We start from the raw sequence: 18,994 nt of genomic DNA, 5'->3' as shown, positions 1-18,994 counted from the left end.
GGAATGCGCGCCGCGTAGCCCCAGAAATCAACCCGCGGATTCTCCGAATGGCTGGAGGAGAGACGGGGCTCAGGTCAGGACAGTTCTCGATTCCTGCAACCCGAACGTGGGCGGGGCGCGACCGTTATGCCTATGCGAACGGATAGTCGAAAATTATGAGTGGTTTCTCTATGCTGATCAACAGCGCCCTTGCAAGCAGTCAAGCGTGATTACGAAATACTTGCGGCGGGGCATCAACAGAGCAGTAGCAGGCCACTTGAATACTGAGATATAAAATTGAGTAATTGACTAGGGTATGCATTCGTGACCTGTTGCACCATCTGCAAGATAGGATATTGTAATGAGAGAAAACCTTTGTCTTATGGCGCCTGTTTTGCCTGCTCCGGGATCAAAATCGTTCTTGATTGTTGAACATTTGACATCAATTGAACTCCAGGAGCGTGGCCAAGAGACGGACGCCGAGAGTATTATTCGTCTCAGTCTTTGCGAAACTCCAAACGGGCATAACCCGGTGCCGGTCTATGAGCTGTTGCTGGATGAATGCGAGACCCCTTGTCCGATCGAAGCCCAGAGCCAGATCAGGACATGGGCAGCTGGCTTCATCCTTGGTGCCTGCTATGCAGGATCAACCATTGGCCTGATCATCAAACCCATGCGAGTTGCGTGATCCGTCACTCGAAAAGAACGACCGGGCGATCCGCCTCTGTTGCAAACCGTGAAGCATGCCGGAAGGTTCGGCGACCAACGCGATCACCCGTCTTGGCTGGATGAAATGAGAGCTGCGCGTGTCAGGCAATTTGCTCCACTCGCGCCAACTGGCGCAAATACCAACCAGGCTCCGTTCGTGGCTGGATGAGAGTTCGATAGCAGGTCACGACCACTCAATTCACTCTAAAATCAAAGCAGATCGGCGAACTGTTCAAGGTCCGCTACAGTTGCGACCAAACCTTGTTGGGTCAGGATTGCTAGATACTCGTCAACGCTCATGTGTGGGGTCTTAGGCTCTGTTGACAAAAGGGATTCACACCACAGTGTGGGCGTGATTCAAGCTGGTGTAAATTCCCACCGAATATCTCCTGTGCGCACCAATCAAATCAATAGCTTAGGATTCACTTAGTGCACGCAGCTTACCTTGTTTGCCAATCGCCACTTCCTCTGCCGCTGTCGTTCGCGACAACTGTGTAAACCTCGAGCTAGCATCTGTTTCATCTCTCAGGCTGAATCTGCCATGGGACGCCTGCTTTGAGGATGGCGTTTGCGATTGTGATCAGCTTGGAAGATGAAGCACCTGGCCGTTAGTCACCTAAGGGCTGAGGGTCGGTTCGCCCGTGATATGCAGTCAAGGACGCGCGAATCCTTCGCAGGTTTTCTCGAGTGCGATCAGCATCCGAATGGGCCACCGACAGAGCGATGGCATCAAGAATCGCTAACGATGCAAAACGAGATGCCGTTGGCTTGAAGATGTCCGGGTCCTCGGGCATTTCCAGCCCAATTGGCAGGTCGCATGCCTGCGCAAGCCGCGATCCGGGACGCGTGATGCAGATCGTCCGCGCGCCGTAGCTGCGCGCGACACGCGCCGCGTGCACTACCGCGTCCGCCTCTCCGCTGGAGGAGAACAACATCATCGCGTCCCCAGGCTCGAGCGTCGCGGCCCGCATCTGCAGCACATAACTGTCGCTGATCGTGCTGCTGGCGATCCCCAGGCGGAACATGCGGTTCGACGCCTCGAGCGCCAGCATCGAGGATCCGCCTCCGATGCCCGCGGCGATCATCTGGCGGCAGCGGACGAGGACGCCGCTGCAGGCGGCGATATCTTCAGGGGCAATCTGTGCCCGCACGGCAAGAGTCGCGGCCTGAATGCCGCCCAGCACGTGATCTAAAGGCGTATCCCTGCCGGCAGGCGCCGCAGCCCTGGGGCTAAGATACTGCTGGCTAACTGCAAGGTTCTGCGCAAGCCGCAGCTTGAATTCGCGGAAGCCCTCGCAGTTCAGGCTTCTGCAGAAGCGGATCACGGTGGGGGTGCTGACCTCAGCGCCCTCGGCAACAGCGGCAATGGTCATTCCCGAGATCGCGCTCAGGTTGGCCTTCACGAAATCCGCCACCTTCTGCTCACGCGCGGCGAGAGACCCATCCTTTGCGCGCAGCTCCGAGATCACGTCCACGAACGTGGTATCACCGCGCACGACCAGATGGTCCTGAGTGTCGTGGGCCTTCGGCATAACTGCTCTCATGTAGTGGAATTACGTACTTTACATACGCATAATCGCTCAAGTCGCGGAATTAGGCAACACTTTGGCATAATTTGTACCTTAATGACAAAAACATTGATCCGAATCGCGAGGGATGTAACAGATATGTATCTTAGTTACGTCCCCATCTCAGGAGGGAAAGAACATGAGGTCTTGGGCCGGAAGGACCAGCGAACGCATCAATGCCGCCGTCGAAGCGGTCGTCGCGCTATTGATGCTCGCACTGGTGGCCGATGTGTGGCTGGGCGTGGCCGATCGCTACTATTTCGGCTGGCAACTGCCATGGCCCGAGGAATTTGCCCGCTACCTGATGATCTGGGCTGCGATGCTGGCGGTGTCCTGCGGGATCGCGGGGCGCGACCATATAGGACTGACCGGCTTCATCGACAAGCTGCCCCGGCCCGTGCGGCGGACCAGCCTGATCGTCATGGATGTCTTGGCGCTGGCACTATTCCTGTACATCCTGAGATACGGGATCCCCTTCGCCAACAGCGGTGCCAAGCGGCAGGCGATGATTTTCGGTACAAGCCTGCGACCCTATTACGCCGCGATCCCGGTGGCTGCGCTGATCGCCTCGATCCAGCTGATGCTGGTGCTGATCCGCGATCTTGGCGACCACAGCGAACCCACCGTCGAGGAGGAAGTGGCATGATCCTGGTTCCCGTCGCCTTCATTCTGCTGCTGCTGTTCGGCATGCCCATCGGCTTTGCCATCGGGCTTGCCGGGGTCGTCGGCCTGATCGACATGGGAGGGGACCAGTTCCTTGCAATCGGGCCCTCCAAGATCTTCAATGGTCTGAACGTCTTTCCCTTCCTCGCCATGCCCTTCTTCATCCTCGCCGGAGAGGTGATGAACGATACCGGCATCACCGACCGGCTGGTCAAGCTGGCCCGTGTCTTTGTGGGTCGCTTCCGTGGCGGGCTGGCCCATACGAACATGCTGGCCTCGGTCTTTTTCGCAGGGCTAACCGGCTCCGCGACCGCCGATGCGGCTGCCTTCGGGCGCACGCTGGTTCCCGCCATGGTGCGTGAGGGCTACAAGCGCGACTATGCCTGTGCGGTCACGGCGGCAGGTTCAATCATCGGCCCGACGATCCCGCCCTCGGGGCTGATGGTGGTCTATGGTTCGCTGATGGGCGTTTCGATTGCGGGACTATTCGCGGCAGGCGTGCTGCCGGGGCTTGTCATCTGCATCGTCTGCATGGCGGTTATCGCCATAGGCGGCAACCGGGAGAACCTGCCCAAAGCCGAACGTGGCGCCACCATGGCCGAGGTCTGGAGCACCTTCATTAGTTCGCTGACGGCGCTGGCGATGCCGGTCATCATTCTGGGCGGCATCCTCGGGGGCATCGTCACCCCAACCGAGGCCGCGTCGATCGCGGTGGGCTATGCGCTGTTCATCGGCATCTTCGTCTATCGGACCCTGACGCTGCGCAATTTCTACGGCATGCTGGTGCGTACGGCACGCATCACCGGGGTGATTTTCGTCATCATCGCCTTTGCCGGCATTCTCGGCTGGTGGATGAGCTTCGAGCGCATCCCGCAGTTGATCGCCAACGGGGTGCTCAGCCTATCGGACAACCGCTATGTCGTGATCGCTATCATCATCGGCCTGCTCCTGATCGTGGGCATGGTCATGGACATCACCGCCATCCTGATCATCCTGGCGCCAGTCCTAGTGCCGCTGACCGATCAGGTCGGGCTGGAGCCGATCCATGCCGGGATCATCTTCGTGCTCGCACTTAACATCTCGTTGATGACGCCACCGGTGGGGGCCTGCCTCTTCGTGCTCTCCTCGGTGACGGGCGAACGTATCGAGCGGATATCGCTCAAGCTGTTCCCATTCCTCATGGCCGAGATCGCCGTGCTGTTCGTCTTCGCCTTCTGGGAAGATGCCGCGCTCTTGCTGCCGCGGATACTGGGATTTGTCTGAAAAACTGGAAAATCAAGAAACCAACTGGAGGTAATAGAATGAAAAGCATCGCAACCTGTGCAGCCATGATCGGCATCATGGCGACTGCTGCGGCCCATGCTGGGGGCACCATCAAGTTTGCCCACGACAACCAGGCCGACCCGTTCGAGAATCCTGCTCATGCCTGCACGGCCGTGTTCGCCAACATCCTCGAAACCGGCACGAACGGCAGTGCCGATGTCGAGGTCTTCGGATCGAACCAGCTGGGCACCGCCGCCGAGCATGTGCAGATGGTGCGCGACGGCGTGCTCCATGCCACGCTCACCTCGACCGGGGCGCTTGCCAGCTACTACCCCCGCATCGACGTGTTGAACCTGCCCTTCGCTTTCGCCGACAATTCCTCGACCTACGAGCTGTTTGACGGCCCCTTCGGCGTGGCTCTGGCGCGCGACATCGAAGAAACGCTTGGGGATGTGAAGGTGCTGGGCTTTCCGGATACGGGCGGCTTCTTTGCCATCACCAACTCGAAACGCCCCATCGCCGAACTGGCAGATTTCGACGGCGTGCGCGTGCGCACCATGACACTGCCCTCGCACCAAAAGATCATGCAGGCCTTGGGCGCCGAGGCGTATCCGCTGGCCTGGGGCGAAGTCTATTCCGGGCTCCAGACCGGTGTGATCGACGGGCAGATGAACCCTGTACCGATCATCTCCTTCTCGAACTTCTCCGAGGTGCAGGAATACATGACCCTGACCAACCACCTCTTCTCGCCCTACACCTTCATGATCAACCGCGCCTATTATGATGATTTGACCGACGAGGAACGCGTCGTGCTGCATCACGCGGCCGAGAACTGCGTGACTGCCAGCCGTGGCATCAGCCGCATCATCGAGGCGTCGGATCGCGGGCTTGCCGGGCTGATGAACCAGATGGAGGTCACCGCGCTGACACCTGAGCAGCGCGCTTCCATGGCCGAGGCCACCCAGCCGGTCTTCGAAACCCATGTGGCCGAGAACCTCGACGAGAAGGCGGGTGAACTGCTCGAGCTGCTCCAGACCGAGGTCGCCGCTGCGAACAGCAATACCTACCTCGACTGATCCATGTCTTGCGGGCCGGCGTCATCATGCCGTCGGCCCCGGCAGAAAGGTTCCAAGATCATGCGCGTCTTCTGTGCCTCCGTCGCGACGGAATGCAATACATTCTCCCCCCTCAGAGCCGATTTCACCGATTTCGTCCAAAGCTTCTACGCCCCGCCGGGCGAACATCCGGACACGCCGACCCTGTGCAGCGCCGTCTTTCCTGCCCTGCGCCGTCGTGTAGCGACCGAGGGGATCACCCTGATCGAGGGGACCGCAACCTGGGCCGAACCGGGAGGCATCGTGAATGCAGCGACCTGGGAACGCCTGCGCAACGAGGTTCTTGATCAGCTGCGCGCGGCGCTGCCGGTAGATGCGGTGGTCTTGGGCCTGCATGGCGCGATGATCGCCGACGGCTGCGTCGATTGCGAAGGCGTCCTGATCGAGGAGGTGCGCGGAATTGTCGGGCCAGACGTCACGATCGGCGTCAGCTTCGACCCCCACAGCCACCTGAGCGAGAAGCGCATCGGCAACGCCGACATCATCACCGTCTTCAAGGAATTTCCGCATACCGATTTCGTCGAAACCGGCGAGGCATGCGTGGATCTGACCCTGCGTGCTGCACAGGGTCGCATCACACCCGTTAAATCCGTCTTCGACGTGCGGATGATGGACGTGCTGCCCACCAGCCTGGATCCGATGCGAGGCTTCGTTGATCGGCTGATGGCACTCGAATCATCGGGGCAGGTTCTGTCGGTCTCGGTGGTACATGGTTTCATGGCGGGGGATTCGCCCGATCTGGGCGCGAAGGTCATCGTGACGACCAACGGCGATGCCGCAACCGCCAAGCGCCTCTCGCGGGAATTGGGCATGGAGCTGTTCTCTTTCCGAGGGGCGGCGCGCCCTGAATTCCTGACCGCGCGACAGGCATTGACTCGTGCTGCGACAGTACCACGCGGTCCTGTCGTGATTGCCGATGTCTGGGACAATCCCGGGGGCGGCGTTGCAGGTGACAGCACCATCATGCTGCGCGAGGCGATGGAGCTTGGACTCAGGAATATTGCCTTTGGCACCATCTGGGATCCGATGGCGGTGCGCCTATGCCATGCCGCGGGCGAAGGAGCGTGCATCGCCTTGCGCTTTGGTGGCAAGACTTCAGCTCGCGCGGGCGATCCAGTGGACGCGACCGTGACCGTCAAATGTGTCCGGCGCGATGCAATCCAAAGCTTCGGCAGCTCGGTCGTTCCTTTGGGTGACTGTGCAGTGGTCGAGATGGACGGGATCGAGGTCGTCCTCAACTCCAACCGGGCGCAAGCTTTCTCACCGGATCTGTTCACCAACATGGGGATCGAGATTACTCCGGGTAAGATCCTCGTCGTGAAGTCCACGAACCACTTCTATGGTGCCTTTGCGCCAATTGCCGCGCAGATCCTCTACGCCGCCGTTGATGGGCCGTATCCGAGCGATCCGCGCAGCAACCGCTATACCCGCCTGACACGGCCCGTCTGGCCCATCGTCGAAAACCCGCACGAGGGTGAACCGGCATGATTTTCCCTCAGATCGACACCCCGGCCGTCCTGATCGATTTGGACACGGCTGAAAAGAACATCTCGCGCTTTCAGTCCCATTGCGACGCGAACGGGCTGCGCGTGCGTCCTCATATCAAGACCCACAAGCTTCCGCAGCTTGCGAGGATGCAGGTCGAGAAAGGGGCCATAGGCATCACCTGCCAAAAGATCACCGAAGCCGAGGCGATGATCGCCGAGGGGGGGATCGACGACGTACTCCTGACCTACAACGTGGTGGGCCCAGCCAAGCTTGCGCGGTTGCGCGCCCTTGCCCAACGCGTACGGCTGAGTGTCGTCTGCGACAGCCACGCTGTGGTTAAAGGTCTGTCGGATGTGTTCCGCGAGGCGCCCGACCCGCTGATTGTTCTGGTCGAATGCGATACCGGCGCAGGACGATGCGGCGTCCAGACACCCGAGGCGGCGGCGGCACTCGCGCAGGTCGTGGCGGCCATGCCGGGGCTGCATTTCGGGGGGCTGATGACCTATCCCCCGGTCGATGCCGAAGAAAGCGTGCAGCACTGGCTCTCCCGGGCGGTGACGCTCTGCGAGGACGCGGGGTTGGTCGTGCCGGTCGTCTCCAACGGTGGCTCGCCCGGAATGTGGCAAGCGTCGAAAGTGGCGGCGACGACGGAATATCGCATCGGGACCTATGTATATAACGACCGTTCGCTTCAGGCGCGTGGCGTGTGCGACTGGAGCGACTGCGCGCTGACCGTACTCGCGACCGTGGTTTCGGTTCCGACAGCAGAGCGAGCGATTGTCGACGCAGGCTCGAAGGTGCTGACTTCGGACCTTCTCGGAATGACTGGACACGGTCATGTGCTTGGACGTCCCGACATCGCGATCTCGGCCTTGTCCGAGGAACACGGAACGCTCAATGCGCCGCAGATCAATCTGCATGTTGGCGACCGAGTGCGGATCGTTCCGAACCATGCATGCGTGGTGTCCAACATGCTCGACCACGTCGAGATCGTCCGCGGCAGCATACATGAGGGACAGGCTCAGGTCACCGCACGCGGCCAAGTCTGGTGATCGTTCAATGAAAGAAATGGAGTACTCAATGAGCAATTCGGATATTGTCCGTTATGACACGGCGGACGCCCAGGCCGGCGGCCAGCGCCGTCCCTTTGCCAAGGCCGTCCGTGCTGGCGATTTCGTCTACGTCTCGGGGCAGGTGCCGACCGTGGACGGTGAAGTCGTAACCGGGGGCATCGTGGCCCAGACTGAACAGGTGATCGCGAATATTCGTAGCGTTCTCGCGCTGGCGGATTGCGCAATAGAGGATGTCATTAAGGTCAACTGTTGGCTGGACGATCCGCGCGACTTCTCGTCCTTCAACGCAGTCTTCGAGAAGCACTTCATCGACCATCCGCCTGCGCGATCGACCGTTCAATCCAGTCTTATGGTAGATGCAAAGGTCGAGATCGACGTGATCGCATGGAAGCCGCTCGTTTAGGTCTCGTTGGGTTCGGCCTGCCACCGGTCTGTCTTGCAGCAAGAGCCGGACCACACGGGTGTGCATGCCGCTCAGCCCATAGCGAGCAATCGCTCCGCGCGTGTGGCATTCATTTCGCGCGGTGGGGGGACGACGACGGCATCAAATGCATCAAACCGGGAGGTTTATCCGTCACTTGGCTTCGGCCAAAGGCACCTCCTCGGCGCGTCTATCGATCATCGCTTCGACCAAAGCCGTCCGTTCATAGATCTGGCTGACATCCGGCACGGAAAAGATCGGCCTGACCCCAGGTGCTTCCAACCACTTCGACAGGGGGCCGGGCCGCTCGCCCAGCTCTGTTGCCAGCATACCGACCGTGACCAACCGTTTCTCGAACTGCTCCAAGCTGCAACGCTCGATATACCACCTGATGCTGCGCTTGACCGGGTGCCGCCGCCGGTTCAGCGACAGCAGGCCTTGGCTTGCCAGGTAGTGCAGGGTTTGCTGATTGGTTCTCAGCCTTCTGGCGATGTCCTTGGCGGAAGGATCGTCGGGTGCCTCCACGATGAGATGCCGTCGCACCTATTCCGGATCCACAAGCACCGTGGACAGGCTCGGAGGTCCTGGTAGCCTACATGCGCTCTCCAGAAGCAGACGGCAGATGTCTGCGATCGAGCACTTCAAGTAGTTATAGGTTTTCCAAAGGGTTCAAAGCGCATCGGCTTTAGGTGTTCAGTTCCGGCATCTGGTGGATCGGGTTTAGGATGAATTTGTCTGGTTCGGATGTCCAGATCTTGCAGATGTATTCGTAAGGCGTGAGGCCGCCGAGGGTCTTGAGCCGGGGCGCGAAGTTGTAGGCTGCCATGAAATCCGCCAAGTGGGTGCGGAGCTGGTCGTGGTCGTCGTCGTAATGGAATCGTTTGACGGTTGCGTCCTTGATCGTGCGGTTCATCCGTTACACCTGAACGTTCGTCAAAGGGTGTTTTGGCTGCGTGAAGCGGTGCTCGATACCGTTGGCCTCGCAGATCATAGCAAAGGGCATGGGACGGGAGTAGATGGTGTTGCGGTTCCGGGGCTGCTGGGCGAACTGAATGCCGTTATCTGTGAGAATGGTGTGAACCTGATAGGGCACCGCCTCGAGCAGGTGCTGCAGGAACTCCCAAGCCGTCTTCCTGTCCGCCTTGTCGACCAACTGGGTCAAGGCAAACTTGCTTGTGCGGTCAATGCCGACGAACAGAAACAGCTTGCCCTCAGAAGTCTGCACCTCGGCGATGTCTATGTGCAAGAAGCCGATGGGGTAGCGCTCGAACTTCTGGCGCTGCGGCTTGTCGCCTTCCACATCAGGCAACCGATAAATGCCGTGTCGCTGCAGGCACCGATGCAGCGCTGAGCGTGTCAGATGCGGGACGGCTGCAGGGCATAGAGGAGTCGTCCAGCGGCAGCATCGTGTGCCGCCGGAAAGCGACGATGGTCGCCTCTTCGGCCTCGGTCAAAATCGTCGAGCGCGGTTCTCGCGGCCCGGACATGAGATCCTCCACCGTCTGTCGCTTGCGCCACTTCGCGACTGTCTTCTGGTTGATGCCCAACTCCCGGCTCAGCGTCGCGAGCGAAGCTTGCGATCGTTGTATTGCAGCTCTGACGGCGTGCGTGGTCGTAGCGCTTCCGTAACGAACTTGGCCCATAATGCATCCATCCATTCCTGAGAAAGGATCACACCATCAAACCGTGGGATCAAACAACTAGGTGATTGGGCACGCAGACAGCTCAACAGCCAAAATTATCCGCCAGACATCCCCTGACCTGTTCAGCAAGGCTCAGTGGGTCAAATGGCTTTTGAATAACCCCGGCAGCCCCGAGAGACTGCAATTCAGCAACTTGATGGTTCTGCGTTCTGGCAGTGACGAAGACGACGGGGATGGCTCGCAAGTCTTCCTCCTGAGCAAGTGCTGCAAAGGTCTCTGGCCCGTCCATTTCAGGCATCATCACGTCGAGCAGGATGACGTCAGGGCGGATTGCCGCGGCGAGGTCTAATCCCTCACGACCGGAAGCGGCCGTCCAGATCCGGTATTCCGGATCGATCGCCAAAGAGAGTTCCGCAATCTCGCGGATGTCATCGTCGTCATCGATGTAGAGAAGTTTCATCGCGCACCTTTGCCCCGCTGATCCGCATCTTTGCCTGCAAGAAGGGACCTGACACAGACAGCAAGATCGGCTTCCGACTTGCGTGTCTTGGTGAGAATGGTGTGGACCGGGGCGGTAAGATTACCGTCTATGGCAGAGAACACGATGACCTTCGTTTCTGTGCCCAGTTCCTGCAGAAGATCAAGCCCGTCGCCATCGGGAAGAACGATGTCGAGGATGACGAGGTCGAAGTCACCTTCAAGCAACGCAGTTCGGGCTTCTGATAGGCTTTTGGCAAAGACCATGTCGACATCCTGTCCCAGACCTGCGGCCACCACCTGGACGACGTCATTGTCATCCTCGACATGCAGGATGCGGGGACGGCGTGGACCCTGTGCGCCGATCAGACGTGCCAACGAATGCCGAAGATGCGCGGGATCGACGGGCTTTGCCAGCCAGTCGATGACACCGACAGCCTGACCATTCAGGATGTCTTTCGATTTCCCCACCGAGGCAGAGATGATTGTCACAGGAATGTCAGCGTTCTGAGCCGAAGACCTCAGTTCATCGAAAAATTCGATGATCTGATCGCCCAGAATGTCGATATCGATTATGACCGCCTCGTAGCGCCGGCTTTCCAACAGCAGCCGTGCAGAGCCCATGTCAGGGGCCTGATCGCTGGAATAGCCTTGTTCCAGAAGCTGTCGATGCAACAGCGTGGCGATGGCGCCATCAATGACGCAAGCCAGAACCGCCCGGCCACCGGTGGAAGGCAATCCAATCTTTTCGTTCGACGGCTTGAATATTGACGGCAACGATAGTGTAAAGGTCGTTCCCTGCCCCTCGGATGACACGAAATCAATCGTTCCCGACATCTGTTCGATAAGAGATTTGGTGATGCTGAGGCCCAGTCCTGTGCCGTTTTTCTGGCGGGTGCTCGAGCTATCGGCCTGTTCGAATTTTCCGAAAATCCGCTTCTGGAATGCCAGCGGAATGCCGGGACCTTCATCACTGATGCTGATCTTTGCACGGTCGCCCATGGACTCAAGCAGCACACGTACGACGCCTTGCTGAGGCGAGAACTTGATCGCGTTCGACAGAAGGTTTGTTATCGCCTGGTGTAGACGATCGGCGTCGGCATGAACGACGGCATGGGCGGCTTCGTCGATCAGCAAAATCTTGACCTTCTTTTCAACCTCATAGTTGTTCGCAGTCTCTATGGCAGACTGAACAATCTCGCGCAGCGCCACAGGGCGGATATCAAAATCCATCTTGCCCGACGCGATCTTCTCCATGTCCAGAATATCATTGATCAATCGAACCAGACGTTCACTGTTGCTGTGAGCAATGCGGATCAGGTTGGCGCTCTTGTCAGGAAGTTGCCCTGTCACTCCGGCGTTCACCAGACCGAGCGATCCCCGGATCGAGGTTAGGGGCGTGCGCAGTTCATGGCTCACGGTAGACAGGAATGCGGATTTGGCCTCGTTCGCGTCTTCGAGCTCGCTGACTGTCGAGACCAGGCGTGCCTCTAGGCGCTGCCGGTCAGCAAGATAAGCCGAGATTGAAAGTGACACGAAGACGCATATGGCAAGGAACCCCTGCAGTGTCACCATCTTTTCCGAAAGGCCTCCCTGCATCAGGTGGACAGGTCCGTGGCCCGCCAATGTCAAACCGATCGCGACCACGGTCATTGTCAGGTTGGCGATCACCGCGCCGGTCGTTCCTATCCGGAAAGCGACCAGCATCACCGCCGGTATGCCAAGATACAGAAGCGGCATCGTATCCTGCGCAAAGATCAGAATGGCAACAGCAGCGTTTAACAGCAGCCATCCCAGTGCCCGCGGCCTGACAAGGGGCTCAATACCGTCCTTTGTCAGGCCTTTCTCCGCAAGGGTTGCAAAGAGCGGCACGAAGACCAGTTGTCCCAAAGCGTCTGACGCAAACCAGGTTTCCAGCACGTCAAGGAAGGATGCTGTTTTAACCGTATAGAGGAAAATTGCAGCCAACAGTGCCGATACAGCCGGGGCGATGAAGCCTGCCACGATGGCAAATGGAACAAGATCGGCCAAGGCAGTAAAGTCTACATTCGGTCGCAGACGTTGCAGAGCCACGCACACCAAGACAATCTCGACCAGATTGCATAGTGATAATGCCAAAGCAATCGTCACGGCATCACCCATCAGGGTATTGGCACATATGTTGCCCAAGAGGGCCGAAACGAGAATCACGACGCGAAGCTCGCGGGCTTGTGTCAGGAGGATCGAAACGATTGCGGCATTGGCCACCCAGATGGTAGCGATCCGACCTGCCTCGCGGGTCAGCCATATTCCTGACGCGGCGAATATCAGCATGGCGCTGAAAGCAATGGCCGCCACGACCAAGGACCTGATCGCAGGTCTTGATGTCAGATCGACTAAGGCGCGTGTGTGCACAACGTTCGACATTCAATCCTCCTTGAGTTCGGTCCTTTGAAAAAATGATGTAGATTTCAGGAATCGGGACGCTTCACCTCGGAAGCGTCGCCTGCTGTGCGTAATTTCGCGAAAGCATGACCTGCGGATGCCAGCAGCCAGGCAACGGGATGCGGCCAGTCACGGCGGATCTCGACGGTCGACAGAATGGGAAGCTCCGGCCCATCATCGAGAGTGATACGGGCCAACTGGCGAGATTCTCGTTGACGGAACGTGTTCCGGAATTCGTCGGGCAGGGGCGTCGAAATGGGCAGGATCTCCGAAATTCGGCCCTTCCGCACCCATTGCCCCGACGCGACGCTGACCTCCATCCCATTGCGGATGGAGAAGAGATAGGCGCGTGGCAGGTAAGCCAGCACATAAGGTTGGCCGGAGTAGACGGTCAACAGGGGGGCACCTGCAGCCAGAACTTCGCCCTGTACCGGGACCGAAGGGCCAATGATGCCATCTTGGGCGGCATGATGCAGTCCGCCATTATAACGCCGCTCGAGTTCCTGGATGGCGGCACGGACCTCTGCGCGGCTGTGATCCAATGCAACGATTTCGGCTGACAGCCCCTCGATCTGTGCCGCAAGCGACACCGCTCGAGAATCCGCCTGATGAAAATCCTCGCGCAAGGCATCGAGATTTTGCGTTGTGATCAGGCGGGACCGATCCAACTGATCCATTTCGCTTCGGCGTTGCGACAGCTCTGCGACGCGCTCTTCGGCTTTGGGTGCCAAGCGCCGGGCCACCACAAGATCGGCGCGCAGCCTGGCGCTGCGTTCGGCCATCTCGGCTTCGCGCAAGGTCAACTCAGCGAATCGCGCGACCGTGTCGATGGATTCAGCGCGCAAGAGCAGCTGACCACGCTGCACGCTCTCGCCCGGCTGAATCTTGATCTCTGTTGCCTGTACGGTGGTCGCGGCGGCAACCATGCTTCGTTCCTGCATGACCAATCCGTCGGCACGCATGAACACCCGATCGCCCAGAAGGTGATTGCCGACAGCCAAGAAGAGAGCCAGCAGAATAACGATATAGATCGTGCTGTCCCATCTCCGCTTGACGGAGGCGCGCCGGGGCTCGGAGGGAAGGGTGTCTGCGCGCAGTCGCGTCTTGAGCTTCTTCATCGGACTTGCCCTCGGGATCGAAGTACTTTGGCGGGAACAAACTCATCCCGGTTGGAGGCATGCCAGACCCACTCGCGGATATAGGCGTTCAGGCGAATGGCGCGCATGAAAACACCGTAATAGAGGCCAAAACCTGGTATGAAAGGTACAAGCCGAAGTCCGGGCGCACGCGGTGTTACCAAGGCGCCGATCAGAAAAATCGCCATGTCCATCAACATCAAGGTGAATTGCGCGGCCACAAGGATGCTGAATGCAAAACTGCCGTATGATTGGAACAACCAGATCACATAGAAGGGCAGGATCATGGCCGGGATCACGCTGAACAGAAGGAACTCGGCCTCGTGCAGGAGCTCTCGCCATGCAAATCGCGGGGCCAGCGGGTTCAGCATGCCCGCATGTTTGCGAAACCGCAGGCGAACCGCGTCACGTTCCCAACGCCCGCGCTGCCGGATCAGCCGCCTTACTGTCACAGGAACGTCGGTGAGGCAGACGGCATCATGGGCGAAGCGGATGCGCCAGCCTGCCGTGCGCATGCTGAGCGTCAGATCCAGATCTTCACCGCCCTCAGCATCAAAACCGCCGATCTGTGTGAAGGCCTGGCGACGAAAGGCGCCGAATGCCCCCGACACGCAAGAGACCTGTCCAAGCCTGTCCATGGCCTGCCGCCCAAGCGAAATGGTGATGACGTATTCTATGGCCTGAAAGGCTGTCATCAGGCTGGCAAAGCTGTTGCGCACCAAGACCGACCCCGAAACGGCACCCACCTGCGGATCTGCGAAAGGCCGTACGATGTTGCGGATCGCATGGCGGTCGAAGGTGCAGTCGCAGTCGACGAAGATGATGATGCCGCCCTTCGCCAGACGGGCACCCAGGTTGAGGCCAGCCGCCTTGCCGGAACGAAGTTCAGTGGCATGGGCGGCGTCGATCCAGCCGCGCTTGTGCAGCGCCAGAACCTGTTTGGCCATGTCATCAGTTGATCCGTCGCTTAGCACGATGATCTCGTCGGGGCGATGGCTTTGCTCCCGAAGTGTTGCAACGCATGTCTCGACCTTGCGACCTTCCGAATGACCGACGACGACAACGCTGACAGAGGTGCCATCGACCAAATCTGTCGCTGGCGTCCGGCGCGGCAAAAGGGCAACCAGGCAGAACAGAAGAAGATAGCGTGGTATCTCGAAGAAAATGACGAACCAGTAGATCGCCATGAGCCCGCCAAAACTCTGCGCGGCCAGATAGTCGAGCCCTTGCATCATGCCACCAGATCCTCGGGATCAAAGAGGGCGAAGGTCGCTCCGATGCTGTCGCGCACCATGTTGTCTGCCTGGCCCCTGGCATTTTTCAGCTGGGCATTCAGTGCGTCGGACCGTGTTCCACTTGCCAGAAGGTAGTCGTGTTGTGTGCCTGCGACGACGATGATTGCGTCGCCCATCTGCTGCTGCAAGGTTTCCAGCCAGAGTTTGCGTGCCGCCCTTGCCCGAACGGCACCATGCAACTGGCTGACGTCCTCAAGCCCCAGATACGTGATCGAGCCCAAGGTGAAAGGCTCTTGGGCAGCGTTGAACCGTGCTGCGGCCCGGTTCAGGGCCACCACCAGTTCCAGCGGAAAGTCTCCAAACCGCAGTGCGCGGCGGCCGGGGCCCAGATAAGCCTTGCCCGAGCGCAGATACTGCCAGCCGTTTTCGCTGATGGTGGCTTCGCGTATATCCTTGGTCGGCGCCGTCTCGGCTGCGCTGCGACGCCCGCAGGATGTGCAGATGAAGGCTACGGCCGGCTCGGCGGCGGTATGACCGCATCCTTGGCATCGCGTCAAAAGACCTGGCCTATCATAATCCCGTCCGAAATGATGGAGTTCTCGCCGGCATTTGGGGCAGATCAGGTCACCGCCCTGCTTGAAATCGGTCTCGGGCGCCTGCGTGGCACAGCGGAAATGATGGACGTAGCTTTCTTCGGCCAAGTTCGAGGATCCGCAGCACGGGCACTCCTCCCGAACGACCATTCGAGCCGAACTGCACCCCGGGCAGACATGCAACCGTTCGAAGAACCGGGTTTCTACAAATCCAGCAGCTTCCAGCTTCTCGATCAGTTCTGCAACCTGGCGGGGTTCGCAGAGGGTATTCCAAGAGACAAATCCTTCATGCTCGGCCGAAAGACGCGGCTTGAGCCTGCCGGCCAGGGCCATCCGAACCAGCAACCGATCCTCCGGATCAGGACTACGCCGCAGGTCGGGGTGAATGTCCTCACGTCGCTGGTCGAACTGCGCGACCAGATGTTGAATGCGGGGCAGATGATTATCGGTCGGACGCGCGCAATCCAGATCCGCCGTTTCGCCCAAGCCACCTGTCATGTCGATGACGGGAAGCAGGTGGGCGCCGTCCAACCGCCAAAGCACATCCAGATCCACGGCCTTGCGCAGGACGATCGCGTCAGTGCCGGTCATGATGGATGGGGACATGACGCGGCGATCCGCTGGCCATTCGAGAACCGACAGATTCAGCGTGCCGAGAAAATCATCTCGGACGGCCGGATCGGTCAGTGTGGCGTCCTCGCGCAGCCGGGGCTTTTCCAGCACGATTTGCGAGATCATGTCGATGTCCAGAGGTTTTGGCAGTACTTTATCGAAAATCTCGCAGTTCTTGGGGTCTGACAGCAATCCTCTTGTGTCCGCAGTTATGGCAATCAGGAGCGGACGCGATGCAGAAGGATTGGCATCAAGGTAACGCTGTGCGATCTCGATCCCCGAAATGTCGGGCAGATGAAAATCGGTGACGATGACATCGAAATGCTGCTTCCGCAGAACGCTGAGAGCTTCGACACCAGTTGCAACGCTTGTCACCTTATGGCCGCTCTGTGTCAGCACCAGTTCCACAAGATCCTTGGTGACTGAACTGTCCTCGACCAACAGGATCTGTTTCACATCCTTCTCAACGTCAATCATCGGCGGTCCTCGGCGCTTCTGCGGATCCTGGTCGTTCCTGATACAGTCAAATCTTTAACAATCTGGAAACAACTCAACCATAAAGTGCATTCACTCGACATATACTGGCTCTGATTGATGTCGTGAAACAACAGACTGCGAGGACGATCCATGCGGGATGCCATTTTGGCGCTGGTGACGCGTCATTGTGAAACTCTTCGCCAAGAGGCGGGGGAAATCGATCAACTGATCACGATAGGAATCGAAACTCCGCCCGAAAACCTGATGCTCCTGGCCCGTCTTCTGCATAAGCTCAAAGGCAGCAGTGCCACGATCGGCTTCGCGGAAATCAGCGCGTTGGCGGCACGGATGGAGACCGTTCTTGAGAGCGCGCGGTCGGACGATCGAGAGGCGTTGCTGTGCCGTCTGAATGTCGAATTGCAACGCGGCGTCCAAGCGTTATCACCCGCACAGTCCAAGCTTCTGGAGCGCTTTCAGAACGGCTGAACGTTTGGTTTGAAATGAATGCTTGGAAGCTTCCGTCAGTGGCAATTTCCGGTGTGGTCCGCCCAAATCTGGTTCCCGGCAGTCAGGATCGAAGCACAGATCAGATGACTTGAGTAAGAAAATTTGATCCGGAGCATGAAATTTACGGTAGTGACCGGAATTTAAGATGCTCCAAAAATTTTAGCTTTTTTCTCCGTCGTCTATCCTTTTGCCTGCGATTTTCTTCAGTTCTCCCCTGCTAAGATGTTCGTAGTTCTTGCCAATATCAGGGAGGTTTTATGGCAAAGGCCGTACGCAGTGGTGACGTCTCATGGTGGGATATCACGCAAAGACATGGCAGTGATAAAAGTTCATTGTCCTCAGGACATGATCGGAGTGACAAGCCCGGATCGGCACTTGGTCATGACCGTGATGGCAAAAACGGTCGGGCATTGGGGCACCTTGAACAGGGTGAGGATCAAGGCCGTGACAACACCGAAGACAGCGGCGCGATCGAAATCCCCTGCGACGATGAGCCGATCCTGTTCATAGGGACCGAGTTGGACGAGATGATCGACGGCGCTTGCGGCAATGACGAGCTCTATGGTGGGCAGGGCGATGACATCATCGCCGGTCACGACGGGAACGACTACTTGTCGGGAAATTGGGGGCAGGACGTGCTGATCGGCGGGTTTGGTGCCGACACGTTTTCTTTCGATGGTGATTTTGACAGCGACACCGTCACGGACTTTTCAGTCGTCCAAGGTGATCGGCTCAACTTTATCTTCTACGAAGAAGACAGCAATGCTTGGACCTCTGAGATGCTGGCAGATCTGTTTGTGCAGCAAGGTTCCGATGCTGTGCTGAAATTGTCAGGTACGGACCAGTCCGTGACCTTGCTAAACATCGATGTAGCAGTGTTAGAAGCCGATATGATCTCGGTGACAAACATTATCACTGAAGATCTTCTCGCAATCTGATTATCCGATCATGTCCGAGAAGTAGCAGCGCACAAGCCGCAAAGCTCCGCCATTCGGCAGTCCAAGGTTGGGAAGCAGCACAGTACCAACCGCACTCCAGTTGCGGCTGGATAAATAATCAGTAGCAGGTCGCACAGCTCGAAGAAGCCGAAGCTGCGTCCTCCCCGCCTTGCAGGCATCCATGAGGATTGGGGATGTTCATAATCTATAATGCTCATAAGAGGGCTGGGTGAACCGGCCCTCTTCAACTTCTATTGCGTCAGCTTACTTGCTGCCGTTGCGGATTTCGACGTCGGGACGATCATCACCGGCCTCGTCTTCGACACGCCAGGCCCCGTTTTCATCCTGATATTGAATCGTTTCGTCCTCCCCCGAAACTTGCTGGCGAGCGGCGACATCATTCGCTGCTACTGTTGCCTGCTCCTTGGTGTCGAAAGTCTCCGAGAACACATCGTTCAGCTTGTAAGCCCAGCCACCGTTATGCTCGACAATTTCATACACAATCTTGGTCATTTTTTAGCTGCCTCTTCTTGCTGCGTAAAAGCAAAGAGCGGCGGGAGTTGCTTTGTTCCTTTCAAAAAGGTGAAGAAACAAAACCTGTTGTCGCCCCGACGCCCCCCTGCGCGTCACCGTGATCGAGGGGCAGTACATGCTGGGCTGCGGCGTGGCCTATT

At 58.4% G+C, this 18,994-nt stretch carries 17 protein-coding genes and 1 pseudogene; 9 read left to right on the top strand and 9 right to left on the bottom strand.

What is annotated here, in order from left to right; genetic code table 11:
* Positions 1 to 340: 340 nt before the first annotated feature.
* Positions 341 to 667 carry a hypothetical protein gene (locus DKT70_RS17865; RefSeq protein WP_146612671.1) on the top strand — a complete coding sequence of 109 codons (327 nt, stop codon included), beginning with the start codon at positions 341 to 343 and terminating at the stop codon, positions 665 to 667.
* Positions 668 to 1,295: 628 nt separating this feature from the next.
* Here DKT70_RS17865 and DKT70_RS16675 read toward each other — a convergent pair.
* Positions 1,296 to 2,219: a MurR/RpiR family transcriptional regulator gene (locus DKT70_RS16675; RefSeq protein WP_233490637.1), complete on the bottom strand. Its 924-nt coding sequence runs from the start codon at positions 2,217 to 2,219 to the stop codon at positions 1,296 to 1,298.
* A gap of 175 nt (positions 2,220 to 2,394) precedes the next feature.
* Here DKT70_RS16675 and DKT70_RS16670 point away from each other — a divergent pair, with 175 nt between their 5' ends.
* From DKT70_RS16670 to DKT70_RS16645, 6 genes are read left to right on the top strand one after another with little or no spacing between them, the layout of a single operon-like run.
* Positions 2,395 to 2,901 carry a TRAP transporter small permease gene (locus DKT70_RS16670; protein WP_111560201.1) on the top strand — a complete coding sequence of 169 codons (507 nt, stop codon included), beginning with the start codon at positions 2,395 to 2,397 and terminating at the stop codon, positions 2,899 to 2,901.
* Positions 2,898 to 4,181 (top strand): TRAP transporter large permease, encoded by a 1,284-nt coding sequence (locus DKT70_RS16665; RefSeq protein ID WP_233490636.1) that lies wholly within the window; start codon positions 2,898 to 2,900, stop codon positions 4,179 to 4,181. Before DKT70_RS16670 ends, DKT70_RS16665 begins: the two co-directional genes overlap by 4 nt.
* Positions 4,182 to 4,219: 38 nt before the next feature.
* Positions 4,220 to 5,257, top strand: a complete 1,038-nt coding sequence (locus DKT70_RS16660; RefSeq protein ID WP_111560200.1) for a TRAP transporter substrate-binding protein — start codon at positions 4,220 to 4,222, stop codon at positions 5,255 to 5,257.
* Positions 5,258 to 5,317: 60 nt separating this feature from the next.
* Positions 5,318 to 6,784 (top strand): M81 family metallopeptidase, encoded by a 1,467-nt coding sequence (locus DKT70_RS16655; RefSeq protein ID WP_111560199.1) that lies wholly within the window; start codon positions 5,318 to 5,320, stop codon positions 6,782 to 6,784.
* Complete coding sequence (locus DKT70_RS16650) at positions 6,781 to 7,836, top strand: D-TA family PLP-dependent enzyme (RefSeq protein WP_111560198.1); 1,056 nt, start codon at positions 6,781 to 6,783, stop codon at positions 7,834 to 7,836. Before DKT70_RS16655 ends, DKT70_RS16650 begins: the two co-directional genes overlap by 4 nt.
* A 28-nt stretch (positions 7,837 to 7,864) precedes the next feature.
* A complete protein-coding gene (locus DKT70_RS16645; protein WP_111560203.1) occupies positions 7,865 to 8,260 on the top strand; it encodes a RidA family protein in 396 nt (131 codons plus the stop codon).
* 171 nt (positions 8,261 to 8,431) lie between these two features.
* Here the strand turns inward: DKT70_RS16645 and DKT70_RS16640 are convergent, their stop codons facing one another.
* The 7 genes and pseudogenes from DKT70_RS16640 to DKT70_RS16610 form a co-directional block, all read right to left on the bottom strand.
* The gene (locus DKT70_RS16640; RefSeq protein WP_111560197.1) at positions 8,432 to 8,803 is read right to left on the bottom strand and encodes a hypothetical protein; all 372 of its coding nucleotides are present in this window, start codon (positions 8,801 to 8,803) and stop codon (positions 8,432 to 8,434) included.
* A gap of 160 nt (positions 8,804 to 8,963) precedes the next feature.
* Positions 8,964 to 9,921 (bottom strand): annotated as a pseudogene (locus tag DKT70_RS16635) (IS481 family transposase).
* A gap of 82 nt (positions 9,922 to 10,003) precedes the next feature.
* Complete coding sequence (locus DKT70_RS16630; RefSeq protein ID WP_111560196.1) at positions 10,004 to 10,381, bottom strand: response regulator; 378 nt, start codon at positions 10,379 to 10,381, stop codon at positions 10,004 to 10,006.
* A complete protein-coding gene (locus DKT70_RS16625) occupies positions 10,378 to 12,804 on the bottom strand; it encodes an ATP-binding protein (protein WP_111560195.1) in 2,427 nt (808 codons plus the stop codon). Before DKT70_RS16625 ends, DKT70_RS16630 begins: the two co-directional genes overlap by 4 nt.
* Before the next feature lie 44 nt (positions 12,805 to 12,848).
* Positions 12,849 to 13,940, bottom strand: coding sequence for an HlyD family secretion protein (locus DKT70_RS16620; protein ID WP_111560194.1), 1,092 nt, complete (start codon positions 13,938 to 13,940; stop codon positions 12,849 to 12,851).
* Positions 13,937 to 15,193: a glycosyltransferase family 2 protein gene (locus DKT70_RS16615; protein ID WP_111560193.1), complete on the bottom strand. Its 1,257-nt coding sequence runs from the start codon at positions 15,191 to 15,193 to the stop codon at positions 13,937 to 13,939. Before DKT70_RS16615 ends, DKT70_RS16620 begins: the two co-directional genes overlap by 4 nt.
* Positions 15,190 to 16,875 carry a TackOD1 domain-containing metal-binding protein gene (locus DKT70_RS16610; protein ID WP_111560192.1) on the bottom strand — a complete coding sequence of 562 codons (1,686 nt, stop codon included), beginning with the start codon at positions 16,873 to 16,875 and terminating at the stop codon, positions 15,190 to 15,192. The genes DKT70_RS16615 and DKT70_RS16610 overlap by 4 nt, the downstream gene beginning before the upstream one ends.
* Before the next feature lie 150 nt (positions 16,876 to 17,025).
* Here DKT70_RS16610 and DKT70_RS16605 point away from each other — a divergent pair, with 150 nt between their 5' ends.
* Together DKT70_RS16605 and DKT70_RS16600 are read left to right on the top strand one after the other, a co-directional pair.
* Complete coding sequence (locus DKT70_RS16605; RefSeq protein ID WP_111560191.1) at positions 17,026 to 17,361, top strand: Hpt domain-containing protein; 336 nt, start codon at positions 17,026 to 17,028, stop codon at positions 17,359 to 17,361.
* 278 nt (positions 17,362 to 17,639) lie between these two features.
* Entirely contained in the window at positions 17,640 to 18,320 is a 681-nt protein-coding gene (locus DKT70_RS16600; protein WP_146612670.1) for a calcium-binding protein, read from the top strand.
* 264 nt (positions 18,321 to 18,584) lie between these two features.
* On the opposite strand, the gene DKT70_RS16595 is transcribed toward DKT70_RS16600, so the two are convergent.
* Positions 18,585 to 18,833: a DUF2188 domain-containing protein gene (locus DKT70_RS16595; protein WP_111560189.1), complete on the bottom strand. Its 249-nt coding sequence runs from the start codon at positions 18,831 to 18,833 to the stop codon at positions 18,585 to 18,587.
* Positions 18,834 to 18,994: the final 161 nt, after the last annotated feature.

The sequence above is a fragment of the Paracoccus sediminilitoris genome (assembly GCF_003259195.1).
Lineage (GTDB): Bacteria > Pseudomonadota > Alphaproteobacteria > Rhodobacterales > Rhodobacteraceae > Paracoccus > Paracoccus sediminilitoris.
The sequence above is the reverse complement of the archived record's forward strand: the minus strand, read 5'-3'. Positions and strand labels throughout refer to the sequence as shown.

What these genes read in the sequence shown, in the direction of transcription:
- DKT70_RS16670 (WP_111560201.1), top strand. Translation starts at nt 2,395, where the DNA reads ATGAGGTCTTGGGCCGGAAGGACCAGCGAACGCATCAATGCCGCCGTC.
- DKT70_RS16625 (WP_111560195.1), bottom strand. Translation starts at nt 12,804, where the DNA reads ATGTCGAACGTTGTGCACACACGCGCCTTAGTCGATCTGACATCAAGA.
- DKT70_RS16665 (WP_233490636.1), top strand. Translation starts at nt 2,898, where the DNA reads ATGATCCTGGTTCCCGTCGCCTTCATTCTGCTGCTGCTGTTCGGCATG.
- DKT70_RS16650 (WP_111560198.1), top strand. Translation starts at nt 6,781, where the DNA reads ATGATTTTCCCTCAGATCGACACCCCGGCCGTCCTGATCGATTTGGAC.
- DKT70_RS16630 (WP_111560196.1), bottom strand. Translation starts at nt 10,381, where the DNA reads ATGAAACTTCTCTACATCGATGACGACGATGACATCCGCGAGATTGCG.
- DKT70_RS16620 (WP_111560194.1), bottom strand. Translation starts at nt 13,940, where the DNA reads ATGAAGAAGCTCAAGACGCGACTGCGCGCAGACACCCTTCCCTCCGAG.
- DKT70_RS17865 (WP_146612671.1), top strand. Translation starts at nt 341, where the DNA reads ATGAGAGAAAACCTTTGTCTTATGGCGCCTGTTTTGCCTGCTCCGGGA.
- DKT70_RS16645 (WP_111560203.1), top strand. Translation starts at nt 7,865, where the DNA reads ATGAGCAATTCGGATATTGTCCGTTATGACACGGCGGACGCCCAGGCC.
- DKT70_RS16595 (WP_111560189.1), bottom strand. Translation starts at nt 18,833, where the DNA reads ATGACCAAGATTGTGTATGAAATTGTCGAGCATAACGGTGGCTGGGCT.
- DKT70_RS16615 (WP_111560193.1), bottom strand. Translation starts at nt 15,193, where the DNA reads ATGATGCAAGGGCTCGACTATCTGGCCGCGCAGAGTTTTGGCGGGCTC.
- DKT70_RS16610 (WP_111560192.1), bottom strand. Translation starts at nt 16,875, where the DNA reads ATGATTGACGTTGAGAAGGATGTGAAACAGATCCTGTTGGTCGAGGAC.
- DKT70_RS16675 (WP_233490637.1), bottom strand. Translation starts at nt 2,219, where the DNA reads ATGCCGAAGGCCCACGACACTCAGGACCATCTGGTCGTGCGCGGTGAT.
- DKT70_RS16660 (WP_111560200.1), top strand. Translation starts at nt 4,220, where the DNA reads ATGAAAAGCATCGCAACCTGTGCAGCCATGATCGGCATCATGGCGACT.
- DKT70_RS16605 (WP_111560191.1), top strand. Translation starts at nt 17,026, where the DNA reads ATGCGGGATGCCATTTTGGCGCTGGTGACGCGTCATTGTGAAACTCTT.
- DKT70_RS16600 (WP_146612670.1), top strand. Translation starts at nt 17,640, where the DNA reads ATGGCAAAGGCCGTACGCAGTGGTGACGTCTCATGGTGGGATATCACG.
- DKT70_RS16655 (WP_111560199.1), top strand. Translation starts at nt 5,318, where the DNA reads ATGCGCGTCTTCTGTGCCTCCGTCGCGACGGAATGCAATACATTCTCC.